Origin of the sequence: Nonomuraea longicatena (genome assembly GCF_039525605.1) — a bacterium.
In the GTDB taxonomy this organism is placed as follows: Bacteria; Actinomycetota; Actinomycetes; order Streptosporangiales; family Streptosporangiaceae; genus Nonomuraea; species Nonomuraea longicatena.
In genome coordinates this window covers 199,567-225,269 of sequence record NZ_BAAAHQ010000001.1, presented here as the reverse complement: position 1 = coordinate 225,269, position 25,703 = coordinate 199,567, and the positions used below count along the sequence as shown (strand labels likewise).

The 25,703-nt window shown below is 72.4% G+C and carries 26 protein-coding genes; 11 read left to right on the top strand and 15 right to left on the bottom strand.

Annotated elements, in window-relative coordinates:
- Positions 1-33: 33 nt before the first annotated feature.
- A complete protein-coding gene (locus ABD120_RS01035) occupies positions 34-1,521 on the top strand; it encodes a hypothetical protein (RefSeq protein ID WP_343947714.1) in 1,488 nt (495 codons plus the stop codon).
- A 2-nt stretch (positions 1,522-1,523) separates the two neighbouring features.
- Here the strand turns inward: ABD120_RS01035 and ABD120_RS01030 are convergent, their stop codons facing one another.
- Together ABD120_RS01030 and ABD120_RS01025 are read right to left on the bottom strand one after the other, a co-directional pair.
- Positions 1,524-2,240, bottom strand: coding sequence for a PT domain-containing protein (locus ABD120_RS01030; protein WP_343947713.1), 717 nt, complete (start codon positions 2,238-2,240; stop codon positions 1,524-1,526).
- Between the two features lie 87 nt (positions 2,241-2,327).
- Positions 2,328-4,247 (bottom strand): Xaa-Pro dipeptidyl-peptidase, encoded by a 1,920-nt coding sequence (locus ABD120_RS01025; protein WP_343947711.1) that lies wholly within the window; start codon positions 4,245-4,247, stop codon positions 2,328-2,330.
- Positions 4,248-4,420: 173 nt separating this feature from the next.
- On the opposite strand from ABD120_RS01025, the gene ABD120_RS01020 reads away from it, so the two are divergent.
- On the top strand, positions 4,421-4,897 hold the full coding sequence (locus tag ABD120_RS01020) for a Clp protease N-terminal domain-containing protein (RefSeq protein WP_343947710.1): 477 nt from the start codon (positions 4,421-4,423) through the stop codon (positions 4,895-4,897).
- Positions 4,898-4,910: 13 nt separating this feature from the next.
- Here ABD120_RS01020 and ABD120_RS01015 read toward each other — a convergent pair whose 3' ends face one another.
- Positions 4,911-8,021 (bottom strand): bifunctional cytochrome P450/NADPH--P450 reductase, encoded by a 3,111-nt coding sequence (locus tag ABD120_RS01015; RefSeq protein WP_343947709.1) that lies wholly within the window; start codon positions 8,019-8,021, stop codon positions 4,911-4,913.
- A gap of 54 nt (positions 8,022-8,075) precedes the next feature.
- Between ABD120_RS01015 and ABD120_RS01010 the strand changes: the two genes are divergently transcribed.
- The 3 genes from ABD120_RS01010 to ABD120_RS01000 are packed head-to-tail and all read left to right on the top strand — an operon-like array spanning position 8,076 to position 9,623.
- Positions 8,076-8,618, top strand: coding sequence for a TetR/AcrR family transcriptional regulator (locus tag ABD120_RS01010; RefSeq protein ID WP_343947708.1), 543 nt, complete (start codon positions 8,076-8,078; stop codon positions 8,616-8,618).
- Positions 8,615-9,073: a pyridoxamine 5'-phosphate oxidase family protein gene (locus tag ABD120_RS01005; protein WP_343947707.1), complete on the top strand. Its 459-nt coding sequence runs from the start codon at positions 8,615-8,617 to the stop codon at positions 9,071-9,073. The genes ABD120_RS01010 and ABD120_RS01005 overlap by 4 nt, the downstream gene beginning before the upstream one ends.
- Before the next feature lie 40 nt (positions 9,074-9,113).
- Positions 9,114-9,623, top strand: coding sequence for a hypothetical protein (locus ABD120_RS01000; protein WP_343947706.1), 510 nt, complete (start codon positions 9,114-9,116; stop codon positions 9,621-9,623).
- Here the strand turns inward: ABD120_RS01000 and ABD120_RS00995 are convergent.
- The 5 genes from ABD120_RS00995 to ABD120_RS00975 all read right to left on the bottom strand — a co-directional run bounded on the left by ABD120_RS00995 (position 9,604) and on the right by ABD120_RS00975 (position 14,595).
- A complete protein-coding gene (locus ABD120_RS00995) occupies positions 9,604-10,605 on the bottom strand; it encodes an Lrp/AsnC family transcriptional regulator (RefSeq protein WP_343947705.1) in 1,002 nt (333 codons plus the stop codon). The two genes, ABD120_RS01000 and ABD120_RS00995, sit on opposite strands and share 20 nt — an antisense overlap.
- Before the next feature lie 85 nt (positions 10,606-10,690).
- Positions 10,691-11,542 carry an ABC transporter permease gene (locus ABD120_RS00990; RefSeq protein ID WP_343947704.1) on the bottom strand — a complete coding sequence of 284 codons (852 nt, stop codon included), beginning with the start codon at positions 11,540-11,542 and terminating at the stop codon, positions 10,691-10,693.
- Positions 11,539-12,492, bottom strand: a complete 954-nt coding sequence (locus ABD120_RS00985; RefSeq protein ID WP_343947703.1) for an ABC transporter permease — start codon at positions 12,490-12,492, stop codon at positions 11,539-11,541. The genes ABD120_RS00990 and ABD120_RS00985 overlap by 4 nt, the downstream gene beginning before the upstream one ends.
- A 4-nt stretch (positions 12,493-12,496) precedes the next feature.
- On the bottom strand, positions 12,497-14,059 hold the full coding sequence (locus ABD120_RS00980) for an ABC transporter substrate-binding protein (protein ID WP_343947702.1): 1,563 nt from the start codon (positions 14,057-14,059) through the stop codon (positions 12,497-12,499).
- A complete protein-coding gene (locus tag ABD120_RS00975; RefSeq protein WP_343947701.1) occupies positions 14,059-14,595 on the bottom strand; it encodes a dipeptidase in 537 nt (178 codons plus the stop codon). Before ABD120_RS00975 ends, ABD120_RS00980 begins: the two co-directional genes overlap by 1 nt.
- Between ABD120_RS00975 and ABD120_RS00970 the strand changes: the two genes are divergently transcribed.
- Positions 14,594-15,391 (top strand): ABC transporter ATP-binding protein, encoded by a 798-nt coding sequence (locus tag ABD120_RS00970; protein WP_343947700.1) that lies wholly within the window; start codon positions 14,594-14,596, stop codon positions 15,389-15,391. The two genes, ABD120_RS00975 and ABD120_RS00970, sit on opposite strands and share 2 nt — an antisense overlap.
- An 11-nt stretch (positions 15,392-15,402) precedes the next feature.
- Here the strand turns inward: ABD120_RS00970 and ABD120_RS00965 are convergent, their stop codons facing one another.
- Positions 15,403-16,281 carry an MBL fold metallo-hydrolase gene (locus ABD120_RS00965; protein ID WP_343947699.1) on the bottom strand — a complete coding sequence of 293 codons (879 nt, stop codon included), beginning with the start codon at positions 16,279-16,281 and terminating at the stop codon, positions 15,403-15,405.
- A complete protein-coding gene (locus tag ABD120_RS00960) occupies positions 16,260-18,584 on the bottom strand; it encodes a glycoside hydrolase family 2 protein (RefSeq protein WP_343947698.1) in 2,325 nt (774 codons plus the stop codon). The genes ABD120_RS00965 and ABD120_RS00960 overlap by 22 nt, the downstream gene beginning before the upstream one ends.
- 348 nt (positions 18,585-18,932) lie before the next feature.
- Between ABD120_RS00960 and ABD120_RS00955 the strand changes: the two genes are divergently transcribed.
- Positions 18,933-19,508 (top strand): TetR/AcrR family transcriptional regulator, encoded by a 576-nt coding sequence (locus ABD120_RS00955; RefSeq protein ID WP_343947697.1) that lies wholly within the window; start codon positions 18,933-18,935, stop codon positions 19,506-19,508.
- On the opposite strand, the gene ABD120_RS00950 is transcribed toward ABD120_RS00955, so the two are convergent.
- A complete protein-coding gene (locus ABD120_RS00950; RefSeq protein WP_343947696.1) occupies positions 19,459-19,992 on the bottom strand; it encodes a carboxymuconolactone decarboxylase family protein in 534 nt (177 codons plus the stop codon). The genes ABD120_RS00955 and ABD120_RS00950 overlap by 50 nt on opposite strands.
- 115 nt (positions 19,993-20,107) lie before the next feature.
- Positions 20,108-20,782 (bottom strand): hypothetical protein, encoded by a 675-nt coding sequence (locus ABD120_RS00945; protein ID WP_343947695.1) that lies wholly within the window; start codon positions 20,780-20,782, stop codon positions 20,108-20,110.
- A 65-nt stretch (positions 20,783-20,847) separates the two neighbouring features.
- Between ABD120_RS00945 and ABD120_RS00940 the strand changes: the two genes are divergently transcribed.
- Both ABD120_RS00940 and ABD120_RS00935 read left to right on the top strand, forming a co-directional pair.
- The gene (locus ABD120_RS00940; RefSeq protein WP_343947694.1) at positions 20,848-20,982 is read left to right on the top strand and encodes a hypothetical protein; all 135 of its coding nucleotides are present in this window, start codon (positions 20,848-20,850) and stop codon (positions 20,980-20,982) included.
- A gap of 95 nt (positions 20,983-21,077) precedes the next feature.
- On the top strand, positions 21,078-21,722 hold the full coding sequence (locus ABD120_RS00935; RefSeq protein ID WP_343947692.1) for a class I SAM-dependent methyltransferase: 645 nt from the start codon (positions 21,078-21,080) through the stop codon (positions 21,720-21,722).
- Between the two features lie 204 nt (positions 21,723-21,926).
- Here ABD120_RS00935 and ABD120_RS00930 read toward each other — a convergent pair whose 3' ends face one another.
- The 3 genes from ABD120_RS00930 to ABD120_RS00920 form a co-directional block, all read right to left on the bottom strand.
- The gene (locus ABD120_RS00930; RefSeq protein ID WP_343947691.1) at positions 21,927-22,529 is read right to left on the bottom strand and encodes a DUF305 domain-containing protein; all 603 of its coding nucleotides are present in this window, start codon (positions 22,527-22,529) and stop codon (positions 21,927-21,929) included.
- A 103-nt stretch (positions 22,530-22,632) separates the two neighbouring features.
- Positions 22,633-22,974, bottom strand: coding sequence for a hypothetical protein (locus ABD120_RS00925; protein WP_343947689.1), 342 nt, complete (start codon positions 22,972-22,974; stop codon positions 22,633-22,635).
- 77 nt (positions 22,975-23,051) lie between these two features.
- Positions 23,052-23,258, bottom strand: a complete 207-nt coding sequence (locus ABD120_RS00920; RefSeq protein WP_343947688.1) for a heavy-metal-associated domain-containing protein — start codon at positions 23,256-23,258, stop codon at positions 23,052-23,054.
- 112 nt (positions 23,259-23,370) lie between these two features.
- On the opposite strand from ABD120_RS00920, the gene ABD120_RS00915 reads away from it, so the two are divergent.
- Both ABD120_RS00915 and ABD120_RS00910 read left to right on the top strand, forming a co-directional pair.
- A complete protein-coding gene (locus ABD120_RS00915) occupies positions 23,371-24,561 on the top strand; it encodes an NAD(P)/FAD-dependent oxidoreductase (RefSeq protein ID WP_343947687.1) in 1,191 nt (396 codons plus the stop codon).
- 65 nt (positions 24,562-24,626) lie between these two features.
- On the top strand, positions 24,627-25,484 hold the full coding sequence (locus ABD120_RS00910) for a F510_1955 family glycosylhydrolase (protein ID WP_343947686.1): 858 nt from the start codon (positions 24,627-24,629) through the stop codon (positions 25,482-25,484).
- Positions 25,485-25,703: the final 219 nt, after the last annotated feature.

The following is a 25,703-nucleotide window of genomic DNA, read 5'->3' as shown; positions in this document are numbered from 1 at the left end:
GCCCGTGTCCCCGGACCAGAAGGACGACCGTAGATGAAAGACTTCTTCACCGGCATCACACCACGCGAGCGGAGGTTCGCCGTCGCGGGAATCGTCGTCGCGCTGGTGTTCTTCATGCCCTTCCTGGCCTTCGCCGACCCCGTGACGGTCGAGGGCGAAGGCCCCGGCAAGCGCACGGCGACGACCCGCGAGACGCCGTTACCGGTCTCGCGGGGCGACTCGTGCGCGGACATGCTGCCCAAGGGAACCCCGTCGTACGTGGTGTGCGAGTGGATGACCCCGCCGCAGGACGCGGCCGCCGTCGCCTCGTTCTGGGGCGCCAACGACGGCGCCAACATGGAGGCCGCGCGCCCGCTGCCGCAGACGTACGTGCGGTGCAACCAGAAGAGCGACCTCAGCAGGGACGGCAATTGCCGGGGCGGGCAGACGCTCTGCGAGGAGCGGCCGGACGGCTGGTACAGGTGCCAGGACGGGACGACGGGCAAGACCACCTACGAGCGGCACGTGAACGGCGAGAAGCAGGTCCGCACCACGCCGCCGAGCGGCGGGGCGGCCCCGTCCGCCGGACCGCCGCCCTCGGACGAGTCCCCCGGCGACCGGCCGCAGCCCAAGCCGTCCGCCCAGCCCTCGGACCAGCCCTCGGACCGGCCCGCGCCCGCGACCGGTCGGCTCGCCGAGGCGCTGGGCGCGGCCCGCTCCGCCGGACTGCGGACCTGGGTGGAGACGGACCTCGCCGACGACTTCAGGGCGGGCGAGGCGCAGTTCCGCGCGGCGCTCGACCGGCTGGCCGGCCAGGCGGCGGGTGACGGCGTCGTCGGCGTGAAGTTCGCCGACTACCTGGGCTTCCGCGACTTCACCGGCGCGACGCAGGTCAAGCGGTTCGTGTCAGAGGCGACCGCCTACCTGCGCGGCAGGCTGCCGGGCAAGCGGCTGGCCATCGGCGTCGTGGTGCCCGAACTCGGCTGCGGCTCGGCCGAGGCGTGCGTGCGCGACCTGCGCGCCCGCTACCCGCTGGTCACGCGCTCGCGGGTGGACGACTACGTCAAGAGCAGCGGCGTCGACCGCGTGTACGTCGCCTCCGGCCTGTTCGGCAAGTCGTACGGCGAGCACGGGATCACCCCCGCCAAGGCCGCACAGGCGCAGTGGATGAACGTGAAGGCGCTCGGCTGGGACACGCTGGCGCAGATCGGCTCGCGCGAGTACGGCCTGACCCACTCGGGCGAGACCTCCCCGTGGGACAGGGAGCGGGCCGGGTCCGAGGTGGACGCCAGGGTCGGCAACGCCATCCGGTACGGTGCCCAGACGGTGACCCTGTGGGGCCACCGGATCGCCTACGAGCAGGAGCACCGGCGGCTGCTGGACGCCGGGCTGGCCGAGAACGAGGTGTGGCGGGCGCTGACCGACAAGGGCCTGCGCAACCGGCTGTCTGTGGTGTTCGACCCGGCCGACCCCGAGGTGGGTGTGCGTGAGGACCTGAGGGCGCTCGGCAAGGGCGTGAGCGAGGTCTTCGTGCTGTCGTGAGGTCACGAGCCCGGTGGCAGGTCATTGCAGTCCACCCAGTTGTCGCAGGTGGACGGGGGCCTGCCGCCGGGCGGCTCCTCCGGTGGCGGCGGCTGCCTGGTCGGTTCCGGCTGAGGCTCCGGCGCTCTCGTGGGCCGGTCGGGCTGCGTCGTGGGCGCTTTCGGCACCCGCGCGGTCGGCTGTTTCGACGGTTGCCGCGTCGGCTGCCTCGTCGAGCTTTTCGTCGGTTTCTTGGTGGGTTGTGCGGTGGCTCGTCTGGTGGGCTGCCCGCTCTGGCGCCGGTTGGGTTCAGGACTCGGGGCGCGCGTGCGCACGGGGGTGGCACGAACCGGCCGCACGGGCCGGTCGGCGGCCCGGGGCGGGTCGGCGGTCTTCCTCGTACGGCTCGGCGTGGGCGTCTGTGGTCTCGGGGTGATCACCACCGCCTGGCCGGGCAGTTCCGTGAGCGTACTCGGGGCCGGCGTAGCGGCGGCCGCGACGGGGGTGACGGGCGTCGCCTCCTCCCCCCGGGTGAGCCCCAGCACCGCCCCCACCCCGACCAGCACCGCCGCCGCCGCGGCCACCAGCGCCACCAGGCGCCGCCGCCCGCCGGTGTCCGGCGGGTCGTCCGGCCACTCGGTGCGCGGCCGGTCCACCCAGATGTCTCGATCGGGCGGCGGCGGCTGGCGTCGTGCGGGTTCCCCGGCGCGGTCGCGGCCGGAGTCGTACGGATGGGACATGACGCTCTCCAGGGCTGGGGGGACAGGGGACCGTGCCCCCCTGCCGGGGCAAGGGGCGAGGGGGCAGGGGGCACGGTCGTGGCGCTCCTAGTAGAAGGCGTTCTCCGGCTCGGGCAGGTCGAGCAGTTCGGGTCCGCGGAAGGCGCGCGTGTCCTTCGGCGCCTCGGCCAGCGGGGTGCCGGCCACGAACGGCACGACGATCCGGCTTCCGGAAAGGTCCACGCTCACCCTGGCACCGGTGCCGCTCTCCTCGCTGTAGTCGGAGTCGGTGCCCGCGAGCACCAGGCCGATGCGGTGGCCCTTCCTGAAGGTGTAGTCGTGCGGCAGGGTGTCCCACGTGACCCGGGCGGGCTTCCCGGGCTTCAGCGGTTCTGGCGCGCTCAGCGAGTTCCGGTTCTGCGCGTCGATCCAGCCGCGCGCCACGATCTCCAGCGGGCGGGTGGCGACGTTGGTGACGGTCTTGCGGTAGCAGGCGTCGTCCTGCGCGGTGCTCTCACCGTGGCAGCTCTCCTCGGCGAGCGTGGTGATGCCGAGGCCGCGCCGCCAGTCGACGCGCGTCTCCTCGCCGAAGTCGACGAGCAGGGCGGTCAGGTTGGAGGTGGGCTTGTCCAGCGCGACCCGCAGGTCCACGGTCGGGGTGCCGGACAGGCGCAGGTCGCCCTGTAGTTCGCCGGTGGTGAAGGCGACGCGGCCCGGCTGGGCGGTGCCGACGTCCGCGACCATCCGCTCCTCCGACAGCCGCAGGTCGGTGAAGACGGACTTGGCGCCCCGGCGCTCGGGCCGCAGGCTCAGCGTGCCGTCGGCGTGCGGGCGCAGGGACAGTTCCTCGGCGCCCGGCGCCGGCCAGTCGCGCTCGGTGACCCACTGGTGGGGTGAGAGCTGCACGTCGGCGCGGGGCTCGGACATGATGCCGTTGCGCACGCCGTACAGCCAGTGGTCGAACCAGCGGTGGAGCGTGTCCACCCACAGTTCCCTGCGGCCCTCGAAGTCGAAGGGGTCCACGTGCTGGTAGTGGCCGACCCAGATCTTGCGCGGGACGCCGCGCTCGGCCAGCTTGCCCCACCAGACGGAGAAGTTGTCCGGCTTCACGTTGAGGTCGTTGCTGGTGTGGGCGACGAAGACGCTGGCCTTGACCTTGGAGACGTCGCCGAGCAGCCCCTCGATGGAGTCGCGCTCGGCCCAGAAGCGGTTGTAGTCGCCGGTGGCGTCGCCGTCCTCCGCGTCCATCCGGTCGCGTACGGCCTGGCACTTGGCCTCTGGGTCGGTGTCCACGTAGTTCGACAGCGTGGAGGCGTAGTCGTAGTGGTAGACGACGCCGTTGGAGCGCTGGTACTTGTACCAGGAGCTGATCGCCGAGATGGGGACGATCGTCTTCAGCCCGTCGACGCCGGTGGCGGCGACGGCGTTGGCCAGGGTGCCGTCGTACGACTTGCCGATCATGGCGGAGGCGCCGGTGGTCCAGTCGGCGACGGCGGGGGCGCCGTCGGCCCCGAACGCCTTGGCGCGGCCGTTCAGCCAGTCGATGACGGCCTTGCCGCCGAGCACGTCGGCCCGGCCGCCGAGGTCGGGGCAGCCGTCCGAGCGGGTGGTGCCGAGCATGTCGACGTTGAGTACGGCGTAGCCGCGCGGCACGAAGTAGTTGTCGTAGAAGAGGGGGAACCTGGCCACGTTGCCCTGGGCGTCGTAGATCTTGCGTTCGCCCTCGTTGCCCCGGCCCGAGTTGTCGTAGTACGGGCTCTCGTCGATGATCACCGGCACCTTCAGCCGGGGGCCCGACTGCCTGGGCCTGATGATGTCCACCCGGACCCGGTCCAGCCGTCCGTCGCCGTCGCTGTCGAGGGGGGCCTCGACGTACACGTGCTCGCGGATGGCGTCGGCGTAGGAGAAGACGGGCTGGGTGCGGCCGTCGGAGATGCGGACGCCGGGCTCGGCCGAGGCGGCCTGGGCGGGTACGGCGACCAGTACGGCCAGTGAGATCGCGGCAAGTCCTCGTGATAATTGGGGCACGCGTGTCCTCCGTGACATTTGACGAAAAACATCCGCAATGTGTCACGAACCACAATCTCGATCAACCCCGGCGGGCCGGGAATCCCGCCCCGAGCAACTGGCGTTGACGAGCTTAGTCAACTAGAGTTGCTCGGGTGCCGGTGAAGCGCCGGCCCCACCCGAGGAGACGACACGTGAGCGCCATCGACCACTACCTCAACGCGATCACGCAGAGGGCCGAGTCCGAGGCACTGGACGACGGGTCGGCGGCGGTGGAGGCCCACCACCTGCTGCTGGCCCTCGCCGCCCACGAGGGCACCGCCGCCCACCGGACCCTGACCCGCGAGGGCCTCGACCGGCGGGCGGTCAGGGACGCCCTCGACCGCGAGTTCGAGGACACCCTGAGCAAGATCGGCGTCGAGCCCGCGCACTACGACCTCACCTCCACCCGAGGCACCCGCACGCCCAAGCTCTCCGCCTCGGCCAGGCTCGCGTTCGAACGCGGCTTCGCCGCCTCGGCGGGCAAGAAGGACCTGCGGCCCGCCCACATCCTGCTCGGCGTCCTGGAGGCCGAGGTCGGCACCGTCCCGCGCGCACTGGCCCTCGCCGGGGTCGACCGGGTGGCGCTGACGGCCCTCGCCCGCGACACCCTCGACGGCGAGAGCTGGTGAGGGCGAGCCGTTCTCAGGCGAACACGTCCTGCTGGTAGCGCCCCTTCTCCTCCAGCTCCGCCAGCCACGCCGCGCCGTCGCCGGCACCGGTCCTGTCGCGGTGGATGTCCAGCAGGGCCTGCCGTACGGCGGGCGCCATGCGCAGCCCGTCGCCGCACACGTACACGTGCCCGCCCTCCTGGAGGATCTCCCACACCGCCTCGGCCCGCGCCGCGACCGCGTCCTGGACGAACCGGTACGGATGGCCGGGCACGGCCGAGTAGGCGGCGTGCAGGCGCGTCCCCGGCGCCTGCGTCCACTTCTCCACCTCCTCGCGGTACAGGAAGTCGTGGCCGGGATGGCGGCAGCCGGTGAACACCTCGGCCCGGCCACCGCCCCCGGTGAGCTCCCGGTGCTCCAGGAAGCCGCGCAGCGGCGCGAACCCGGTGCCGGGGCCGATCAGGACGAGCGGGGTGCCCGGGTCCGCGGGCAGCCGGAAGGCCGGGGCGGGTACCCGGACGTATCCGTAGAAGGTCTCCCCCTCGGTCAGCCCCGCGAGGTAGGCCGAGCACATGCCCCGGTAGGCGCCGGTGCCCGAGAGGGCGGGGCCCTCGACGAGGCCGACGGTGATCCGTACGCGGCCGGGGTCGGCCAGCGGCGAGGAGGAGATCGAGTAGTAGCGGGGCCGGATCGGCCCGGCCAGGTCCAGGAACACCGCCAGCGGCAGCTCGATCGCGGGGAAACGCTCCAGCAGCGTGAGGACCGACAGCCGCCTGGCCCGCACCTCCTCGGCATGGGCTGCCGCCAGTTCGGCGAGCCGGGCCGTGGTCCACGGGCAGGAGGTGTGGGCGGCCAGCGTGTCGAGGTCGGCGCGGGTGGCGACCTCCTGCAGCTCGGCGAAGTCGGTGAGCAGCAACGCGGCCGTCACCGGCGTGTCGACGGGCAGGTGGGTGGGGCCCTGGGTGCGCAGCCGTACGACCTGCTCCCCCGGCACCCGCAGGGTGCGCAGCGCCCATTCGACCAGGCCGGGGTCGTTCTTGGCGAAGACGGCGAGGTGGTCGCCGGGCTCGTAGGACTGCCCTGCGGGCAGTTCGGCGACGACCGAGCGCACGCCGGGGCGGGGTCGTTCGGCGGAGAAGTCCCACAGGCCCTCGGGGTCGCCGGTCAGTTCCTCGGTGGTGACCACCGTCAGCGGTACCGCCCTGGCCGACACGACGGCGGGCCGTACCTGCTGCTCGGTGAGGACGTCGAGCTCGTAGCGGGGCCCGGTGTCGGCACCGGCGCTGTACTCCGCGCCGATGGCCGCCCACAGCCGGGCCGTCCAGGCGGACACGTCGCCGTCGAAGTCGCCGTCGGCGTCGGCCTCCCCCCGCTCCACCAGCGGTACGGCACCGGCCGCCACCAGCTTGTCGTGGGCGCGGCGCGGGAAGTCCTGGTAGGTGGGCCACTGGGTGTTGCCGCAGCCGAGCACCGCGAGCCGTACCCCTGACAGGGCGGGCAGGCTCTCCAGCGCGTCGAAGCGCTGGGCGTTGTCCGGCGCCTTGCCGTTGTAGGAGGAGGCGACGACCACGAGCAGCCCGGACCCGGGCGGGCGCAGTTCGTCGAGCGTGGTGAGGGTGGTGGCGAAGCCGGAGCGCCCGGCCCGCTCGGCGAGGCGTTCGGCGAGATCCTGGCAGGTGCCGAGGTTGGAGCCGTAGGCCACGGTGAGCGGCACGCCGGTGACGGCGACGTCCTGCCGTTCGACCTGCTCCTCGGCGGGGACGGCGGGAGCGGTGCGCTCGTGGGCGCGGCGTTCGCGGACCCTGATCGTGAACTCGTCCGGTTTGAGGGTGAGCGTCTGCTTGATCTTCATCCGGTAGACGGCCGGGTCGGAGATCGCGAAGCGGCGCAGGATCATCGCCAGCACCAGCCGCGCCTCGGTGAGCGCGAACTGGCGCCCGATGCAGGCGCGCTCGCCGTTGCCGAACGGCTTGTAGCCGCCGGGGTGGTGCCCGGCCTTGCGCTCGGGCAGCCAGCGGTCGATGTCGAACTCGTCGGGCCGTTCCCATGCTTTGGGGTGCTTGTGCAGCGTGGGCAGCAGGACGACGACGGGGCGCCCGGCTGGCACGTGGTAACCGCCGAGGTTCTCGTCGGCGCGCGGGGTCACGGCGAAGGCCGGGATCGGCGACCAGACCCGCAGCGTCTCCTCCAGGATCCGGGGGATCACATCGAGTTTCATGACGGCCTCGTACGAGGGCGGCTCGTCGCCGGGCAGCAGGCGGTCGACCTCGTCGTAGGCCATGGCCAGCACGTGGGGTTCGCGCAGCAGGTTGTACAGCGCGAACGACAGCAGCCCGCTGGTGGTCTCGTGGCCGGCGATGAGGAAGGTGAGCACCTGGTCGCGGATGTTCTCGTCGCTCAGCCGGGCGCCGGTCTTCGGGTCGGCGGCCTCCAGCATGAGCCCGAGCAGGTCCTTGGCGCCCTGGCCGCCCCCGGCCCGGCGCCGCCTGATGACGTCGTCGACGAGGCCGCGCATGACCTCGATGTCGCGGCGGTAGGCGGCCTCGCCGCCCTGCCGCAGGCGGGTGAGGAACGACGGCCGCGTGTTGCGGTGCATGGCCTCGGTGAGGGCGCCGCCCATCGCCTGGAGGAAGGGGTGCAGTTCGGGCGAGGCGAAGGAGTCGAAGCGGTAGCCGAACCCGGTGAGGGAGATGACGTCGAGGGTGAGCCTGGTCATGTCGTCGGACACGGGCAGGTCCTGGCCCTGGCGGGCGCTCCACGAGGCGGTGAGCTGCTCGCCGATCTCCAGCATCTGCGGGTAGTACGCCTTCATCGAGCGCTGGCTGAAGGCGGGCATCAGGATGCGGTGGGCGTGGCCCCACACGGGCTCGTCCCCTTCGGCGGTGAACAGCCCGTCGCCGGCGAAGTCGCGCACGATCGACAGCGGCGGGCCGATGCGCTTGGTGAAGCGGGTCTCGTCGCACAACTCGGTGACCAGGTCGGGGTCATAGGCGAAGACGACCGTACGGCCGGGCAGCTCCAGTTGGAACAGGCCCTCGTCGTACCTGGCGGCCAGTTCGTCGAAGGCCAGTGCGGGGGTGTCGCCGGCGACCTGCAGCGTGTTGCCCAGGAAAGGCAGGCCCGGCGGAGTCGGAATCTTCTTCATACTCGCCTCCGAAACTCAGACATACACCGTATGGCGGACGCTACCATACAGCGTATGGCAGTGAGTGCGCGCAGAGGGACCCCGTTGACGATCGAGGAGATCAGGTCGGCGACGCTGCGCATGATCCAGGCCGGGGGCGTCGAGGCCCTGTCGATGCGCAAGCTCGCGGCCGAGCTCGACGTGAACCCCATGTCGCTCTACCACCACGTCGCGAACAAGACCGCGCTGATCAAAGAGGTCTGCGTCGCCAACCTCGCCGACCTCGACCTGCCCGCCGCCGACCTGCCGTGGCAGGACCAGGTCCGCGCGCTCGCCCACGCCTACCGCACGCTCGTCAGGAGATATCCCGCTCTATGGCGATACATCCTGAACCACCCGGAGATCATCGAGGACCGGCGGGGGCCGCTGTGGGACATCCTCTTCCGGATCCTGCCCATGGCGGGAGTGGCCGAGAGCGAGCATGAAAGGATGACGGGCATCCTGTACGGATTCGTCACCGGAATCCTGCTGGTCGAGACCCTCGGCCACATTGCCCAGAACGCGGCGGAGGACTCCTTCGACGCCGCAGTAGAGATCATTATCAGGGGAATCTCATGACAAAAGGTCCCGAGCCTCGCGCTCTGTCCGACGAGGCCCTGTCCGCGCTGCTGAGCGGACAACAGGCGGGCACCCTCGCCACCAACAAGCGCAGCGGGCACCCCCACCTGACCACGATGCTCTACCACTGGGATCCCGGTGCCCGCGTCGTCCGTCTCTCCACCACGGAGGACCGGGTCAAGGTCAAGCAGTTGCGGCGCGACCCCCGCGCCGCCCTCCACGTGCAGGGCGGCGACCTGTGGTCGTTCGCCGTCGCCGAGGGCGAGGCCGAGGTCTCCGCGCCCACGACCGCCCCCGGCGACGCCGTCGGCCGCGAGCTGCTGTCGATGCTGCCCGCCGCCGCGCGGCCCGAGGACCCGACCGCGTTCCTGGAGCAGCAGGTGGCCGAGCGCCGCGTCGTCGTCCGCCTGAAGGTCACCCGCCTGTACGGCACCGCCATCGACATCGCCGGCTGACGACTTCCACCCGGCCCGGATCGTTGCCATGATCCCTCCCATGGCCGACATCCAACCGCCCGCCGTCCCCGCCGGCCGCCCGGTGATCCAGGGGGTCGTCGGCGGCCTCTCCGCCGCCCTCGGCTTCCTGGCCCTGCTGGCCTCCGGCCTGATGAGCCACTACATCGCCTTCGGCACGGCGCTGCTGCTCGGCGGCGCCCTGGTGGTGTGGCTGGCCATCGTCGGCCGCCGCATCGGCTGGATCACCTGGCTGGCCACGGCGGCGGGCGCCGGGGCCGGGCTCCTGCTGAGCCTGTTCGTCACGCGGGGCAGCGTGGGCGGCGCGTTCGGCTACTCGCACGGCCTCGGCTTCCCGTGGAGCTGGCGGCGGGGCCACATCGAGTCGGAGGACTGGGCCGTGGTCGAGGCCGCGCGGGCCAACCCGGCGATGCTGTCCACCCGGGTCGACTGGACGGGGCTCGGCCTCGACCTGCTGTTCTGGTGGAGCGTGGCGGTGCTGGTGATCGTGCCCATCGCCCAGCTCCGCCGGGTCAGGAAGGCGGAGGCGTGAGCACCGCGTCGATCCTGGCCTGCGCCCACGGCCACATCAGGTAGCCCCGTTTGACCGGCAGCACCTGCACGTTGGCCGTCCAGGACGAGATCCCGGGCACGGCGGCGAGGGTGCGCGAGGTGAACCGGTAGAGGTCGTCGGTCGTCGGCATGATCACCTCGCACATGAGCGACGCCTGCCCCAGCATCGCGGCGATGAAGCGCACGCCGCGCTCGGCGCTGAGCCGCTCGGCGACGCTGTCGAGCATGGCGGGCTCCACCGTCAGCCAGAGCAGCACCTCCGCCTCGAAGCCCAGCGCGGCGGCGGGGATGAAGGTGACCACACTGGCGCAGCCCCGGTCGAGCATGGCGTCCAGGCGGCGGCGCACCGTGCTCTCGCTGACCGCGAGCCGTTCGGCCACGGACTGCGAGCTGGCCCTGCCGTCCTCGGCGGTGGCCGCGAGGATCCTGCGGTCCACCTCGTCGAGGTGGTCCGGCTCGCAGCGGTGCGGCCGCGGCGCGGGGACGGCGGGCGCGTCGATCTCGTCCAGCAGCCGCGTGCTCCAGTCGTAGGACACCTTGTAGGTGTGCAGGACCAGGTCGGCACAGCTGCTGAGGGTGCCGGGGATGCCGTGGACGTAGTCGACCAGCGCCGTGTACAGATCGCGGTGCTTGGGCGTGACGAGCTCGAAGACGATGTCGTGCGTGCCGGTGACCACGGCCACGAACCTGATCTCCGGGTTGCGCGCCAGCAGCCCCGCCACCCGCAACTGGCTGCCCGGCGCACAGCTCACCCGCACCAGGAACATGTGGGCGGGCCCGTCATGCTCGGGGTGCGGCGCGACGGACACCCGCACCGCGCCGGCGGCGAACAGTTGCTGCGCCCGCCGGGCCACCGTGGTGGTGGAGGTGCCGACGGCCTGGGCGATGTCGGTCCAGCTCGCCCTGCCGTTCACGTGGAGGAGCGCGAGGATCCTGCGGTCCAGGTCGTCGAGGTCGTTCATCGCGGGCATCATCGCGCGTCCACCGCCTCGTGGTCCACGGCGGCCGGGTGCTCGGCGAGCACGGGTCTCCTTCCGGTCAGGCGGTTCACGGGAGGTCCCGATGGTCGCGGGCGTCGGTGTAGGCCGCCGCCAGCAGCGTCGTGGACAGTACCAGCAGGAGGATCGCGACCGAGGGGAACAGGGTGGTCCACCAGGCCGACGCCAGCGCGCCGGACTGCTGGGCCCGGTGCAGGATCGTCCCCCACGACCAGTTCGCCGGGTCACCGAGCCCGAGGAAGGACAGCCCTGCCTCGGCCAGCACCGCCCGCGACGTGGTGAGCACGGCGGTGGTGAGCACCACGGGCGCGACGCCGGGCAGCAGGTGCCTGCGCACGATCCACAGCGGCGAGCCGCCGACCGTCCGGGCGGCGGAGACGAACGGCAGCGGCACGATCGAGCGCGCCCGCGCGCGGACCACCCGGGCCGCCTCCGGCCAGCTGAAGGCCGCGATGACCACGGCCAGGGTGCGGACGCTCGGCCCGGCCAGGGCGGCCACCAGGATCATCAGCGGCAGCACGGGCAGCGACAGGCACAGGTCCACGGCGAGGCCGAGCGGGGCGTCGAGGCGGCGGACGTAGGCGGCGCACAGGCCGACGAGCGCGCCGATCGCGACGGCGAGCGCGGCGGCGCCGAGCCCGACCGCCACACTCACCCGGGTGCCCCAGACGACCTGGGCGAACACGTCCTGGCCGACGTCGTCGGTGCCGAACCATTGCGCGGCGGACGGCGGGTGCAGGGTGTCCGTGCCGTACCCCTCGGGGAAGGGGGCGATGAGCGGCGCGAGCGCGGCGACGGCGGCGAGCGCGAGCAGGACGGCGGCGCCGCCCATGCCGAGCGGATCGCGCCGGAAGGCGTCCCAGGTGCGCCGGCGCGGCGAGGCGTCGAGGAGGGCGGTCATGAGGCGCGCATCCGGGGGTCGAGCAGGCCGCAGGCGAGGTCGGTGAGCAGCCCGGCGACCACGACGGTGGCGGCGAGCAGCACGAACGCGCCCTGGAGCACCGGGAAGTCGAGCCGGCCGACGGCCTCGTAGACGGCGCGGCCGACGCCGGGGTAGGCGTAGATCGTCTCGGTGAGTACGGCGCCGCCGACGAGCGTGCCGAGTTGGAGCCCGGCCAGCGCCGCGGTGGGCGGCAGCGCGTTGCGCAGGGCGTGTCTCCACACGACGGCGCGCGGTCGCACGCCCTTGGCCCTGGCGAGGGAGACGTAGTCGGCGCCGAGGGCGTCCACGAGCGTGGCCCGCATGGTGAGCACGTAGCCGCCGAGCTGGACGAGCGCCAGCGTCAGGCAGGGCAGCACCAGGTGGTGCAGCGCGCTGAGCCAGGCGGCCGGGCCGGTGGCGTCGAGGTCCACGGCGCCGCCGATGGGGAACCAGCCGAGGTTCGCGCCGAAGACGACGAGGAGGAAGATGCCGACGCTCGGCACGAACAGCGACTGCGCGGTGACACCGCTCGCCTGGATCACGCGGTCGGTGAGGCTCCGCGCGCGGGTGGCGGCGAGCACCCCGAGCGGGACGCCGAGCCCGACGGTCACCAGCAGCGCCGAGCCCGCGAGCAGCAGCGTCCACGGCAGCCGCTCCATGAGCACGGTGGTGACGGGCACCGACTGCCGGAACGACACCCCCAGGTCGCCGTGCAGGAGCCGGTTCAGGTAGTCGGCGTACTGCGCGCCGAGCGGCCGGTCGAGGCCGAGGTCGGCGAGCAGCTTCGCGCGCAGCTCCTCCGTCATGCCGGGGTCGGCGACGGCGAGCACGGGGTCGCCGGGCAGCAGCCGGACCAGGAAGAAGGTCACGGTGACCGCGAACCACAGGGTGAGCAGACCGCGCAGGAGCCGGACGACGATGAACCGCATGCCCTCAGCTCACCGGTTTCACCGCGGCCAGCGACAGCGGGTTGACGATGGACAGAAGCTCACTGGGCATGGGCTTGAAGCCGGTCCACCGGGCGGAGTGGGCGACGGTGAGGGTCTCGACGTACAGGACGTTGTCGTAGACCTGCTCGTGGATGATCCGCGCGGCCCGCCGGATGGGCGCCCTGGCCTGTTCGCGGGTGAGGGCGCGCCCGCCCTGGTCGATCAGCCGGTCCAGCGCGGGGTCGCTGACCTGGGCGTAGTTGAGGAAGCCGCCGGTCCTGAAGGCGAGGGCCAGGTTGGCGGGCGGATTGTCCATGATCGCCCAGGAGCCCGCGTAGACGTCGAAGTCGCGGCGGTGCGTCCTGTCCATGTAGGTGTTGCGTTCCAGCCCCCGCAAGGTGATCGTGACGCCCGCCTTCCTGGCGGAGTCCCTGACCATGGGCGCCCAGCGGGCGATTTTCGGGTCGGCGTGGTCGTAGATCAGGTCGAGGCTGAGCCCGCTCACCCCGGCCTCGCGCAGGAGTTCCCGGGCACGGGCGGGGTCGTGGGCGTACTCGTGGACGCCCGGGTCCGCGTAGTCGGGCTGGGTGGGGGTGAGCACGCTGGAGCGGGCCGAGCTGGCCAGGCCCTTCAGCGCGATCTCCCTGATGGCCGGGTAGTCGACGGCGTGGGCCAGCGCCCGCCGTACCCTCACGTCGTCCAGCGGCTCGCGCCGGGTGTTGTACTGCAGGTGTGCCCAGCCGAGCGAGGGCACCTCGACGAGGGAGATCTCCGGGTCGCCCTTGAGCGCGAGGGCGGTCGCGGGCGGCAGCGCGTTGGCGATCAGGTCGATCTCGCCGTTGCGCAGCGCCAGCACCTGCGTGTTCACATCGGGGTAGACGCGGAAGACGACCTCCTTGACGGCCGGGCGGCCGGGGCCGAAGGACTCGACGCGCTCCATGACGTACCGCTGACCGCGCTCGACCCGGGTCAGCCGGTACGGCCCGGCGCTCACCCACGCGGCGTCGTTGGCGAAGCGCTGCACGCTCGGCGCCTTCTCGAACACGTGCTTGGGCACGATCGGCAGCCAGAAGCCGACGTTGTCGAGGAAGGTGCCGTCGGGCCTGGTGAAGGTGAAGGAGAGCGAGGTGGGCGAGAGCGCGCGGGCCTCGTCCAGCGCGGTGACGAGCCCGGCGACCACGCCGAAGCGCTCCTTGCGCACGGCGTTCACCGAGAACACCACGTCGTCGGCGGTGACGGGCCTGCCGTCCGACCAGGTCAGGTCGTCGCGCAGCCGGACGGTCGCCGACCGGCCGTCCTTCGCGTAGGCCCAGTCGGTGGCCAGATAGGGGATGCGCCGGCCCGCCGCGTCCATCTGCATGAGGTGCGGGTACATGAGGTTCGTCACCCACGAGTCCGTACGGCTGTTGCCGACGAGCGGGTTGAGGTTGGCCACGTCGGCCGTGGTGCCGATGGTGAGCCGGTCGCCGCGCTTCGCGACGCCGGGCGCGCCCGAGGTGGTGGGCGCGGCGCCGCACGCGGTCATGAGAACGAGCGCGCCCGCCGCCAGGAGGACTCCGCACCGCATCAGATCCAGACCTCCTCCAGCACGCGCATGACGTTGCCGCCGATCGCTTTGGCGATCTCAGTGTCCGAGTATCCCCTGGTGACCAGCCATCCGATGATGTTCCAGAAGCATTCGGCGGGGTTCTCCAGCCCGTCGACGTAGGGCACCCTCTCGTGCGGCGCCCCGTCGATCGACAACTGCGCGGCGAACACGTCGTGGAGGCCGACGTGGTCGCCGAAGAGGGTGTCGGGGCCGAAGGCGACGTGGTCGATGCCGACCAGGTCGACGCAGTAGGTGAAGTGGTCCATGACCGACTCCAGGCTGTGGCGGGGGTGGCCGGGCGACAGGGTGGTGTGGGGGGCGGCCTCCAGGCCGATGACGCCGCCGCGTTCGGCGACGGCCCTGATGACCTCGTCCGGTTTCATGCGGCGGGTGGGCCAGACGGAGCGGGCGCCCGCGTGGGTGATGAGGACGGGCTTGCCGGAGTGGCGGACGGTGTCGAGGGAGGTCCGGTCGCCGGAGTGGGAGACGTCGACGGCGATGCCGAGTTTGTTCATGCGCCGCACGGCCTTGACCGCCTGGGGACGCGAGCTTCCCGTCGTCCTCGGCGTCGATCTCGTGATCGAACGCGGCCAGACGCTCGCCCTGCTGGGCGCGCCCGGGTCGGGGAAATCCGTCACGGCGGCGGCGATCATGGGCCTGCTCGACCGGCCCGACGCGCGTGTGAGCGCGGCCGCCGCCCGCTTCGGCGGACGGGATCTGCTGTCGATGTCCCCGCGCGAGCGGCGGGCGCTGCGCGGTAGTCAGATGAGCATGGTCTTCCAGGACGCGCGGGCAGTGCTCGACCCGGCGCGCAGCGTCGGCGACCAACTCGGCGCGCTGTTCCGCGAGCACCTCGGCGTCTCCCGCGACGAGGCGCGGGCCAGGTCGATCGAGATGCTCGGCCTCGCCGGCGTCCCGGCCGCCCGCCGTCGCGCCGACGACCGTCCGCCGGCGTTCTCCGCCGAGATGCTGCAGCGTGTGCTCGTCGCCATGGCCGTCGCGCTCGAACCGGACCTGGTGATCGCCGACGAGCCCACCACCGCGCTCGGCGAGGCGGCCCAGGCGCAGGTGCTCGACCTCATCGGGCGGCTGCGCAGGGAACTCGGCACCGCCGTACTGCTCATCACCCGCGACCTCGCGCTCGCCGCCGAGGTCGGCGACCACGTCGCGGTCATGCACGCCGGACGCGTGGTCGAGACCGGCGACGTCCACGAGGTGTTCGACCGGCCCGCCCACCCGCGCACCGAGGCACTGCTCGGCGCGGCCCCCGGCGTGGGGCGGCCCGAGGCCCAGTTGCTCGACGTGGGCTGAGACGGCTTCAGTCAGTCCAGCGGCTCCCAGACGGCCCCGGAGCCGTTCTGGCGGACACGGCCGAACACCGCGTCGGCGAAGTGGATGCCGAAGCCGATCGTCTCGGGCCCGGCGAGGTCGGCGACGAGCTCACGGCGCACGTTCGCGGCGTGGACCGGATCGTGGTCCGAGGCCGCCGACCACTCGGGGTGCGCCACCTGGATCGGCGAGTGGAGCGCGTCGCCGAAGGCGATCAGCCGCCGTCCTCCCCCGGTCACGGTGTAGACGGCGTGGCCGTGCGTGTGCCCCTGGGTGATCCGCACGTGGACGCCCGGGAAGACTTCCTCGCCATCGGCGACGGTGCGCACCTTCGGTTCGAGGACGGCCACGATGGCGCGGTTCTCCTCGGTCATCGGGTACAGCTCGCGCCCCGTCCACTCCGGCTCGGCCACCAGGTACTCGGCACGGGTGAAGGCGGGCTCCGCCGTACCGGGAGCCGGATTCCAGGCCCAGCCGATGTGGTCGATGTGCAGGTGGGTGAAGGCGACCGCCTCGATCTCCTCCGGCCGGCGGCCGAGCACGGCCAGGTTGTCCAGCAGGTCGCCGCCGTGGATGGCGCTGTGCGGGTTCTGCGGCTCGGACGGCCACGCCATGGGGCCGAAGCCGGCGTCGATGAGCAGCGCGCGCTCACCCTGCTCCACGAGCAGGCCGCCGACACTGGCGACGAGTTCGCCCGCCTCGTCGAGGTACTCGGGGTGGTCGGCCCACACCTGGTCGGTGGTCTCCGGGAGCCAGGCGCGGGGCTTCAGCCGTACGGCGCCGTCGGGGACGTAGGACACCCTGCGCCGCCTGCTCCAGCAGGTCCTCAAGCAGCGCTGAGCGGCGCCGCTCAGCGCCGCTCGTTCACGCACCTCAGGACGGGGTGGGTCGTCAGGGCGACGGGGTCGAGCGCCCGCTCGCTGCGCACCCGGAAGGTCGTGCTCTCCCCCGGCAGCAGCGTGACCAACTGCTCGTCCACGGTGGCGGCCGGATCGAGCCGATCGGGGAACAGCGCCAGCTCCCGCACGATCGTCCGCGCCGCCACCCGCACCTCGAACCCCCCGGCCACGGCCTCGGCGTGGGCGTGGAAGTCGGCCACCGGATAGCCCATCTGCGGGTCCTCCGCCCCGTACCGCAGCGCCCGCTCCTCGCCCAGCCGGGCCACCACCAGTTCCCCCGGGCCCGGCCGCAGCGCCGTCTCCACCCCGGCCACGAAACGCGGCTCGACCCGCACCGCGACGCTCTCCTTGCCGAGCGCGTCACCGGCGAGCGTGACGTGGGTCAGCTCGACCGTCCCCACCCAGGGCCGGTCGGTGTCGTTGACCGCGACGACCTCCTGGCCCTGGAAGGTCAGCAGCCGGGGGGCGAAGGCCCGGCGCAGGCCGTACCAGAGCGGTTTCCTGCGGCCGTCGCCGTCCACGGCCGACCACGAGGTGACCGGCCAGCAGTCGTTGAGCTGCCACACGACGGCCCCACCGCAGTACGGCATCAGCGAACGGAAGCGCTCGACCCCGAACACGACCGCGCGGGCCTGGTTGAGCTGCGTGTAGTAGTGCCAGTCGTCGAACGTCTCAGGTACCGGCAGGTGCGCGCCCAGCCCGCGCCGCAGCTTGTCGCGCCCGCCCGCCGCCTTCTGCGCCGGGGAGTCCTCGGTCAGCGGCTCGTCCGAGGAAGCCCGGCGCACGGTCGCGTACGCGGGCGGCCCCTGAAAGCCGAACTCGGCGACGAACCTCGGCGTGTAGGCGGCGTAGTGGGTGTAGTCGTGGGTGTTCCAGACGGTCCAGATGTGGACGGTGCCCCGTCCGGCCCGGCGCGGGTCCACGTCGGCGGCGCCGGAGTACGGGCTGCCCGGCCAGTACGGCCTGCCCGGGTCGAGCTCGGCCAGCACCTCCGGCAGCAGTTCGTGGTAGTAGCCCGCCCCCCAGTCGCGCCCGTCGAGCTCGTTCTGCCAGCCCCAGTGCCAGTAGCCCTCGTGGTTCTCGTTGCCGCCGCACCACAGCGCGAGCGACGGATGCCCCATCAGGCGGGCGACGTTGTCGCGGGCCTCGGCCTCGACCTCCGCGCGAAACGGCTCGCCCTCGGGGTAGGCGGCGCAGGCGAACGGGAAGTCCTGCCAGACCAGCAGTCCCAGTTCGTCGGCGAGGTCGTAGAAGGCGTCCGCCTCGTACACCCCGCCGCCCCACACGCGCAGCAGGTTCGCCCCGGCGCCGGTGGCCTGGTCGAGGCGCTCACGCAGCCGCCCGGGTGTGACGCGGGCGGGGAAGCAGTCGTCGGGGATCCAGTTGAAGCCCTTGGCGAAGACGGGCCTGCCGTTGACGGACAGGCGGAAGGCGTCGCCGTCGAGGCTGACGTCGCGAAAGCCGATGCGGCGGCGGACGACGTGCTCGCCGGTGCGCACGGCCAGCTCGTACAGGGGCTGCTCGCCGTACCCGCGCGGCCACCACAGCGCCGCGTCGGGAACCCGCAGCTCCAGCACGGCCTCGCGCTGCCCCGGGCCGAGGACGACGGCGGCGCGCACCCCGGCCACCTCGGCGGTGACCTCGCAGGCGGCGGGCGCGTCCGCGTGCTCGACCCGCACCCGTACGCTCACCCGCCCGTCGGCCGACGCGGTGGGCAGCACCTCCGCCAGGCGCGTCCCCGACCAGGAGTCGAGGCCGATCGGCCGCCAGATGCCCGCCGTGACGAGCGTCGGCCCCCAGTCCCAGCCGAAGTTGCAGGCCATCTTCCTGACGAACTGGTACGGCTCGGCGTAGGCGCCCGGCCGCGCGCCCGCCTCCGCCCTGCGCTCGTCCGCGTAGTCGTAGACGGAGTCGAACCGGACGGCGAGGGTGTTGTCGCCCTCCCGCAGCAGGTGCTTGACGGGCAGCCGGTAGGTGCGGTGCATGTTGGCCGCACGCCCCGCCTCCACCCCGTTGACCAGCACGGTGGCGACCGTGTCGAGCCCCTCGCACACCAGGTCGGCCCGCTCGTCCCCGGTGTCCTGCCAGGTGAACACGCATTCGTAGGTCCAGGGAGTGCGGCCGATCCAGCCCAGGCCCTCCTCGTTGCCGTCGACGTAGGGGTCGTCGATCAGCCCGGCCGCCAGCAGGTCGGTGTGGACGCTGCCGGGCACCGCCGCGGGGACGCCGGAGAACTCAGAGCCGGTTAGGGTCCAGCCTTGGTGCAGGGTTCGCAACTCTTCTCCACTGGTCGGGTCGTTGTGCCTGGCCCGGCGTGACAACGTTGTCAAAGATCGCTGAACTCTACCCCGGATCGCCGGCGTGGCACCGATCTTTCGCCTCAAGGTCATTCCTAGCCGTTCGCCGGGTACCACGTGGCCCGATGCCGCCTCCCGCCCGACGTGGAGCCCCATCTCTGTGACGCGGGGAGACCGTACGCGGTGGGGCACCCGGGACAGCTCGGCGGGCAGCGGAGCCGGCCGTACGCGCGGACACCCGGAACAGCCGGCGGCGGCGCTGTTCAGCGCGTGAAGGAGCCGGCCGTACGCGGGCACCCGGAACGGCCCGCCGATAGAGTTCCGGACATGGTCCGCGCCGACGCCGAACGCAACATCGCCGCCATCCTCGACGCGGGACGCCGCCTGCTGAGCCGCGACCCGGGGGCGAGCGTCGCGGAGATCGCGAAGGCGGCGGGCGTGGGCCGGGTGACGCTCTACGGCCACTTCCCCTCGCGCGAGTCCCTGGTCGACGCGGTGATGGCGCGGGTGATCGCCGAGGCCGACGAGGTGCTCGACGACCCGGCCTTGGCCGGACTGCCCGGGGCGCAGGCGCTGTGGCGGCTGGTGGCCTCCTCCTGGGAGGTCCTCGACGGGCATTCGCGCCTGTTCCTGGCGGCCGACCGGGCGCTCGGCGCCGAACGGGTGCGCGAGCGGCACACCGAGCCGCTGCGCCGGGTGGAGGCGCTGCTGGAACGAGGCAGGGACGAGGGCGACATCCGTACTGACCTGCCGTTGTCGTGGCAGGTCAGCTCGGTGTTCGCGTTGCTCCACGGCGCCGCGGTCGAGGTGGAGGCCGCCCGCCTCGACCGGGCCGAGGCGGGCGGTGTGCTGGTCAGGTCGCTGGAGTCGCTGCTTTCGGCTCGATCCCGGCCAGCAGGTTGAAGGCCCCGGTCATCAGGTTGAGCGAGACCAGCCCGACGACCTCGGCGATCACCCGATCGCTCCAGCCGTGCTCACGCAGCTCGGCGACGTCCTCGTCGGTGAGCGAGGACGGCTCGGCGAGCACCCGCACGGCCACGCCGATCAGGGCGGCCTCGCGGGCGTCGGTGGAGGTGCCCTGGCGGGCGAGGGCGATGTCGTTCTCGCTGAGCCCGGCCGTCAGCGCCGCGTGCTCATGGGCCTCCTTGCACATGCCGCAGCCGATCCACTCCTGGACGGCCAGCGAGATCTTCTCCGACAGCGGGCGCGGGATCTTGATCCGCTTCATGGACCGCGACAGGTTCAGGTAGCCCTCAAGCAGGGCGGGCGAGTGGGCCATGGTGGCCACCATCTCGCCGGCGGAGCCCCGGCGTTCGACGATGTCGGTCAGCAGCTCGCGGGACTTTCCCTGGGCCTGCTCCGGTTGCAGTGCGGTCAGGCGTCGCATGCTTCCTCCTCGATTGATACCCCCACAGGGTATAACGAGGATCGGTCCCGCGACCATTCCCCACCGCCTCGGTCCGCCCGGGTGGCAGCCGGTCAACACCGGTGGCTCCCGGTCGTCACGACCGCCATGCCCCTGGAGCAGGCGCAGCAGCCGCTGAGGACGCCGACGGCGCGGCGCCCGCCGAGGCCCCGTCCACGGCCGCGCCCTGCCCGGAGGCCGGGGCACCGGCGTCAGAATCGGATACGAGCGTCCGTCCCGGGTCGGGGATCCGCACCGCCGCACTCCCCTTCGGGAAGTCGGCCGGGAACCCCGGCGGCCGCGCGGCCCCCCAGTACGGCTTGTCCCCGTACCCCTTCGCCACGACCGTCCGAGGAACGGGCACCAGCGCGCCGGGCACCGTGAGCGTCCCCACCGCATGGACGGGGAACCACCCCTGCGCCCCCTCGACCCGCCAGCGTCCCTCGGGCACGACGATCGTCGCCGCGAAGTGCCCGGCCTCGGGCAGCCGAGTGCCGGTGAACGCCAGCACCCGCCCCCGCGTGTCCCGCAGCCGAAGTCCGGTCTTGCGGATCTCGCCCCCCACGGGCCGCACCCCGTGCTGGAGGACCCAGAACCCGACGGTGTACGCGACCCCCGGCTTGACGCGCTCGGGCAACCGGTCGAGGTAGGTCGCGGCCCAGCCGCCGGACGTGGTCCGGTTCGCGGTCGCGGCCCCTTCGCCCGTCGCCGCCGACGCGGGCGGCCCCGTCGCCACGACGAGGGCGGCGGCCAGTAGCAGCAGTCTTCTCATGCCCCCTGTACACCGGGGCCGGACCGGAAGTTCCGACCGCCGAGCCCTGGCCGTAGACTGCGCGCATGTACGAAATCGTCGCCGCCCTCCTCCCGCCCGCCGTGGTGGCCACCGCCTTCCTGCTCGGCGTCCGGGCCATCCTGCGGCGCGAGCGCGCCGACCGCGAGCGCGAGCGTACGGCACGCCAGGTCGCCGAGTAGTCCCACGCGAATCGCCCCACCCCTGGGTAGGGTGAGCTTCGTCACTGGCTGTGTCGCCCACGCGACCGCCGAGCCCCATCGGAGCCCGGAGAATCATGCCCGCAGACGAAGCCCAACCCAATCGTGTCCATCGGCTCCTTTTCGGAGCGATATCCAGAACTGGCCCCAAGGTCCAGGCCAGGCTGCTGCGCCACTACTTCGACCTGTGGCACATACGCGCCGACCCCTGGGGGGTGAGCGCCGACCCCTACGAGCGGCACAAGTACACGACCACCCTCGAACAGGTCCCTGAGGGCAGCTACCGGCGCATTCTCGACGTCGGGTGCAGCGAGGGCACCTTCACGCTCCTGGCCTCTGCGGCGTTTCCGCAGGCCGAGACCGTCGGCGGTGACATCTCCACCCGTGCGCTGCGCCGGGCGCGCGCCGAGGCGGCGCGTACCGGTTCGACAGCGCGCTTCATCCGCTTCGACCTGCTCGCCGACGACCCGGGCGGGCGCTTCGACCTGGTCTTCTGCGGCGAGGTCCTCTATTACCTGGGCCAGACGGAGACCGTCGCGGACCGCTTGGCCAGGGCCATGGAGCCGGGCGGCCACCTCGTGCTCACGCATTCGCGCCCGCAGGCCCGCCTGCTGCACACGTACTTCGACGCCCACCCGGGGCTCGCCTCGGTCTCCGAGGTGGACGGCGAGCACGACGGCCGCTTCTACAGCGTGTCCGTGTACACGCGAACGGCCGCTTAGCCCGCCGCGACGCAGCCCTCGCGGAGCGCCGCGCGGCCCCGAGCGCCCGCCCGACACGGGGAACGGCCCCTCGCGGAGCCACCCACAAAGCGCGAACGGCGGCTCTTCGCGGACCGCTGCGAAACGCGTGAAGGGCCCGTCGAGGACCGCCCGCGAACGCATGAAGGCGGCCCCTGATCGTGCGGGGCCGCCTTCACGGCGCCGTCAGAGCCGGTCCAGGAGCTTCTGCATCTGGGCGACCTCGGCCTGCTGGGACGACTCGATGGCCTTGGCCATCTCCTTGGCCTCGGCGTTGGCCCCGGACTGCAGTTCGGTGCGGGCCATGTCGATCGCCCCGTTGTGGTGGGCGATCATCAGCTCGGCGAACATCCGGTCGAAGGCCTTGCCCTTGGCGTCGGCCAGCTTCTTCATGTCCTCCTCGGTCATCATGCCGGGCATGCCGTGATCCATGCCGCCGTGGGAGGAGGCGGGCTTGCCCCACTTGTCCAGCCACCCCTTGAGGGTCTGGATCTCGGGGTCCTGCGCCGCCTTGATCTTGGCCGCGAGCTCCTTTACCTCCTTGTCGGAGGCGCGGGTCTCGGCCAGTTCGGACATCTCGACGGCCTGCTCGTGGTGCGGGATCATCATCTGCGCGAACATGACGTCGGCGTCGTTGAAGTCCGCCGCGGGCGCGGTGGTGGCAGCCGGTGCCGAGTTGGACGGCGACGCGCCGGCCATGCTGGACATGTCGTGGCCGCCCCCGCTCTCGCCTCCCCCGCCACAGGCGGTGAGCGTGAAGAGCGCTGCCCCGGAAACGGCGGCGAGCATGCTACGACGGACGATAGTGCTACGGAACATGGTTGATCGAACTCCCGTGGTGTTGGAACTGTCGCCGGTACGGCGGAGCGAGCCCCGCCAGGGGGAGTTCGGCCTATATGCGAAGTATGCAGGACGTGATCCGAGGAGGCGCCCTGGCCACACCGGAGCCCCGCCGGACGACCCGGACGGACGGCGGCGACCACCCTTTGACCCAGCCGCGCACCGAGGCCAACGCCAGAAAGGACACCGAGGTCAGCACTGCCAGGCAGACGGTGTCAGGGTCCATCGCGGGCAGTGCGGCGCCCTCACCGCCCGGCCCGGCGACCGAGGAGACCCCGTGGAGCGGGCCGTGCCCGGCGGACACGTGCCCGAGCGTGTGCATCCCGCACACGCCGACGACCAGCAGGACGAGGAGCAGCCACCTGGCCGCCCGTGTCCCCGTCCTTGCCATCATCCCTATGCAGGATAGTAGAAGAGGGCCGGGCTCAGGACGCCCAGCCCTCTGTCCGCGACAACGGAACCTCCCGGCGATCAGACCGGAACGGCCTCGTAGCCGAGTTCTTCGACGGCGTCGATGATCCTGGCGTCCTCGACGTCCTGGGACGTGACGGTCACCCGGCCGGTGGCGAGCTCGACCTCGACACCCGAGACGCCCTCCACCTTGCCCAGCTCACCCTTCACCTTGTTGGCGCAGCCGTTGCAGGTCATTCCCGTCACAGTGAACGCGCTGGTGCTCATCGTCGATCTCCTTCCGGCAAAAAATACCCCTCACAGGTATTCAACAGGAGACACCGTACGATGCCCGGCGAGCTAACGCAACCCGTACCCCCTATGGGTATAGTGACCGGCCATGAGGACACTCGAGAAGATCACCGTAGTGGGCGCCTCCCTCGCCGGGCTGCGCGCCGTGCAGTCGCTGCGCCGGGAGGGCTTCGACGGCGAGATCACCCTGATCGGCGCCGAGCGCCACTCCCCCTACAACCGGCCGCCGCTGTCCAAGGCCGTGCTGCGGGGGGACGACGACGTGGCCCTGCCCGGGGCCGAGGAACTGGGCGAGAACTGGCTGCGCGGGCGCCAGGCCGTACGGCTGGACAAAGAGGGCAGGACCGTCACCCTCGACGACGGCGGCAGCGTCGCCTACGACGGGCTCGTCATCGCGACCGGCGCGCGCCCGAGGCACCTGCCCGGCCGGCCCGGCCGGGTGTTCACGCTGCGCACCCTGGAGGACGCACTGGCGCTGCGCGAGGAACTCGGCGCCGGACACGGGCACGTGGCCGTCATCGGCGGCGGCTTCATCGGCGGCGAGGTCGCCTCGACCGCGCGCGAACTCGGGCTGCGGGTCACCCTGATCGACTCGGGTCGCCACCCGATGCACACGGGGCTCGGCGAGGCCGCCTCCGCGTGGCTCTCGTCCCTGCACACCCGCAGCGGCGTCGAGGTGGTCTCCGGAGTACGGGCGAGCGAGGTCGAGGAGGACGGCGCCAAGGGCGTCCGCGTGCGACTGTCCGACGGGCGCACGCTCACCGCGGACCTCGTCGTCGCCGGTATGGGCGTGCTGCCCAACACCGAGTGGCTCGACGGCAGCGGCCTCGCGGTCGGCGACGGCGTGCTGTGCGAGCCGACGCTGTTCGCGCGCGGCTCCTCGGACATCGTGGCCGCAGGCGACGTGGCCCGCTGGCCCCACAGCCTGTACGGCGGCGCGATGATCCGCGTCGAGCACTGGTCCAACGCCAACGAGCAGGGCGCCCTGGCCGCCCGCAACCTGCTGGCGGGCCCGGCGGAGGCGACCGGCTTCGACGGCGTGCCGAACTTCGCCACCAGCGTCCACGGCTCCCGCATCCAGACGGCCGGGCTGCCGCACCTGGGCGAGCGGGCCGAGGTGGTCGCGGGCACGCCGGAGGACGACCGCTTCGCCGTGGCCTTCTCCAGGGACGGCGTGCTCGTGGGCGCGGTCGCGGTCAACTCGCCCAAGGATCTGATCAAGCTGAAGAAGGGCATCGCGGCGACCGCCGCGTGGCAGTCGGTCTACGACCCCCGGTAGCATCGGGGGATGCTCCGTCAGGCTACTACGACCCAACATAGTAGATCCAGGTAGACTCCGATGACATGCGTGGTATTCGGTGCGGCCTGGCAGCCGCCGTGTTGACCTTTGGCATGACCGCCTGCGCCCAGCAGCAAGAGGCGCCCTCATCAGCCGACCCCGGCATCGGGCACGTGCACGGGGTCGGCGTCGACCCCTCCGACGGAGCCGTCTACGTCGCGGGGCACTACGGCCTGTTCAAGGTCACCGGCGCCGACACCGCCCAGCGGGTGGCCGGGCGCATCGCCGACCACATGGGCTTCACCGTCATCGGGCCCAAGACCTTCCTGGCGAGCGGGCACCCCGGCGAGGCCGACGCGAGCGCGCCGCCGCACCTCGGGCTCATCCGCACCGCCGACGCGGGCGCCACCTGGACCACCGTGTCCGAGGGCGGCAGCGCCGACTTCCACGCGCTGCAACTCGCCGGAGACACCCTGTACGCCTACGACAGCCAGACCGGGCGGGTACGCTCCAGCGCCGACCAGGGCGCCACCTGGACCCAGGGCGCGGAGGAGAAGGTCGTCGACCTGGCCGCCACCGCCACCCGGCCCGAGCGCGTCTACGCCACCACCCAGGACGGCGTGCGCGTCAGCGGCGACAAGGGGCAGAAGTTCGCGCCGGTGCCCGGCGCGCCCACGCTCACCCACCTCGACGCGCCCGATGACAAGACGCTCATCGGCACCGACGTCGAGGGACGGATCCAGGTCAGCGCCGACGCCGGGGCGACCTGGCGGGCGCCGGGCGGCTCGCTGCCCGGCCAGGCCGGCGCGTTCACGGCCGTCGACGGCAAGCGGCTGCTGGCCGCGACCGAGGACGGCGTCATCCACCAGTCCGAAGACGGGGGCGTGAGCTTCTCCGTCGTCTTCCGCCCGGCGGCCACATGACCCCAGACGATCGCTCTCCCCGCAACGACCAGGTCTGGCCGCCTCCCGCGGCCGGGCCCGGTGACACGGACGGCGTCGATCCGCCCCCGTCCGACGGCTCGCGCCCGGACGGCGGGAGAGCCGCCCAGGGGACACCCGCCGGCGACCTCCCCTCGGTGTCCGGCGGCCGCGACCTCTCCGCGACTCCGGCCGGGCGAGAGCACTCGGGGACGTCCGGCG

Excerpts from the sequence above, each read along its gene's own strand:
- ABD120_RS01015 (WP_343947709.1), bottom strand. The coding sequence starts at position 8,021 with ATGAAGAAGATTCCGACTCCGCCGGGCCTGCCTTTCCTGGGCAACACG.
- ABD120_RS00950 (WP_343947696.1), bottom strand. The coding sequence starts at position 19,992 with ATGCGACGCCTGACCGCACTGCAACCGGAGCAGGCCCAGGGAAAGTCC.
- ABD120_RS00910 (WP_343947686.1), top strand. The coding sequence starts at position 24,627 with ATGCGTGGTATTCGGTGCGGCCTGGCAGCCGCCGTGTTGACCTTTGGC.
- ABD120_RS00915 (WP_343947687.1), top strand. The coding sequence starts at position 23,371 with ATGAGGACACTCGAGAAGATCACCGTAGTGGGCGCCTCCCTCGCCGGG.
- ABD120_RS00945 (WP_343947695.1), bottom strand. The coding sequence starts at position 20,782 with ATGAGAAGACTGCTGCTACTGGCCGCCGCCCTCGTCGTGGCGACGGGG.
- ABD120_RS00975 (WP_343947701.1), bottom strand. The coding sequence starts at position 14,595 with ATGAACAAACTCGGCATCGCCGTCGACGTCTCCCACTCCGGCGACCGG.
- ABD120_RS00955 (WP_343947697.1), top strand. The coding sequence starts at position 18,933 with ATGGTCCGCGCCGACGCCGAACGCAACATCGCCGCCATCCTCGACGCG.
- ABD120_RS01010 (WP_343947708.1), top strand. The coding sequence starts at position 8,076 with ATGGCAGTGAGTGCGCGCAGAGGGACCCCGTTGACGATCGAGGAGATC.
- ABD120_RS00980 (WP_343947702.1), bottom strand. The coding sequence starts at position 14,059 with ATGCGGTGCGGAGTCCTCCTGGCGGCGGGCGCGCTCGTTCTCATGACC.
- ABD120_RS00925 (WP_343947689.1), bottom strand. The coding sequence starts at position 22,974 with ATGATGGCAAGGACGGGGACACGGGCGGCCAGGTGGCTGCTCCTCGTC.
- ABD120_RS01000 (WP_343947706.1), top strand. The coding sequence starts at position 9,114 with ATGGCCGACATCCAACCGCCCGCCGTCCCCGCCGGCCGCCCGGTGATC.
- ABD120_RS00995 (WP_343947705.1), bottom strand. The coding sequence starts at position 10,605 with ATGAACGACCTCGACGACCTGGACCGCAGGATCCTCGCGCTCCTCCAC.
- ABD120_RS00935 (WP_343947692.1), top strand. The coding sequence starts at position 21,078 with ATGCCCGCAGACGAAGCCCAACCCAATCGTGTCCATCGGCTCCTTTTC.
- ABD120_RS00940 (WP_343947694.1), top strand. The coding sequence starts at position 20,848 with ATGTACGAAATCGTCGCCGCCCTCCTCCCGCCCGCCGTGGTGGCCACC.
- ABD120_RS00970 (WP_343947700.1), top strand. The coding sequence starts at position 14,594 with ATGCGCCGCACGGCCTTGACCGCCTGGGGACGCGAGCTTCCCGTCGTC.
- ABD120_RS00930 (WP_343947691.1), bottom strand. The coding sequence starts at position 22,529 with ATGCTCGCCGCCGTTTCCGGGGCAGCGCTCTTCACGCTCACCGCCTGT.
- ABD120_RS00920 (WP_343947688.1), bottom strand. The coding sequence starts at position 23,258 with ATGAGCACCAGCGCGTTCACTGTGACGGGAATGACCTGCAACGGCTGC.
- ABD120_RS00990 (WP_343947704.1), bottom strand. The coding sequence starts at position 11,542 with ATGACCGCCCTCCTCGACGCCTCGCCGCGCCGGCGCACCTGGGACGCC.
- ABD120_RS01005 (WP_343947707.1), top strand. The coding sequence starts at position 8,615 with ATGACAAAAGGTCCCGAGCCTCGCGCTCTGTCCGACGAGGCCCTGTCC.
- ABD120_RS01035 (WP_343947714.1), top strand. The coding sequence starts at position 34 with ATGAAAGACTTCTTCACCGGCATCACACCACGCGAGCGGAGGTTCGCC.
- ABD120_RS01030 (WP_343947713.1), bottom strand. The coding sequence starts at position 2,240 with ATGTCCCATCCGTACGACTCCGGCCGCGACCGCGCCGGGGAACCCGCA.
- ABD120_RS00985 (WP_343947703.1), bottom strand. The coding sequence starts at position 12,492 with ATGCGGTTCATCGTCGTCCGGCTCCTGCGCGGTCTGCTCACCCTGTGG.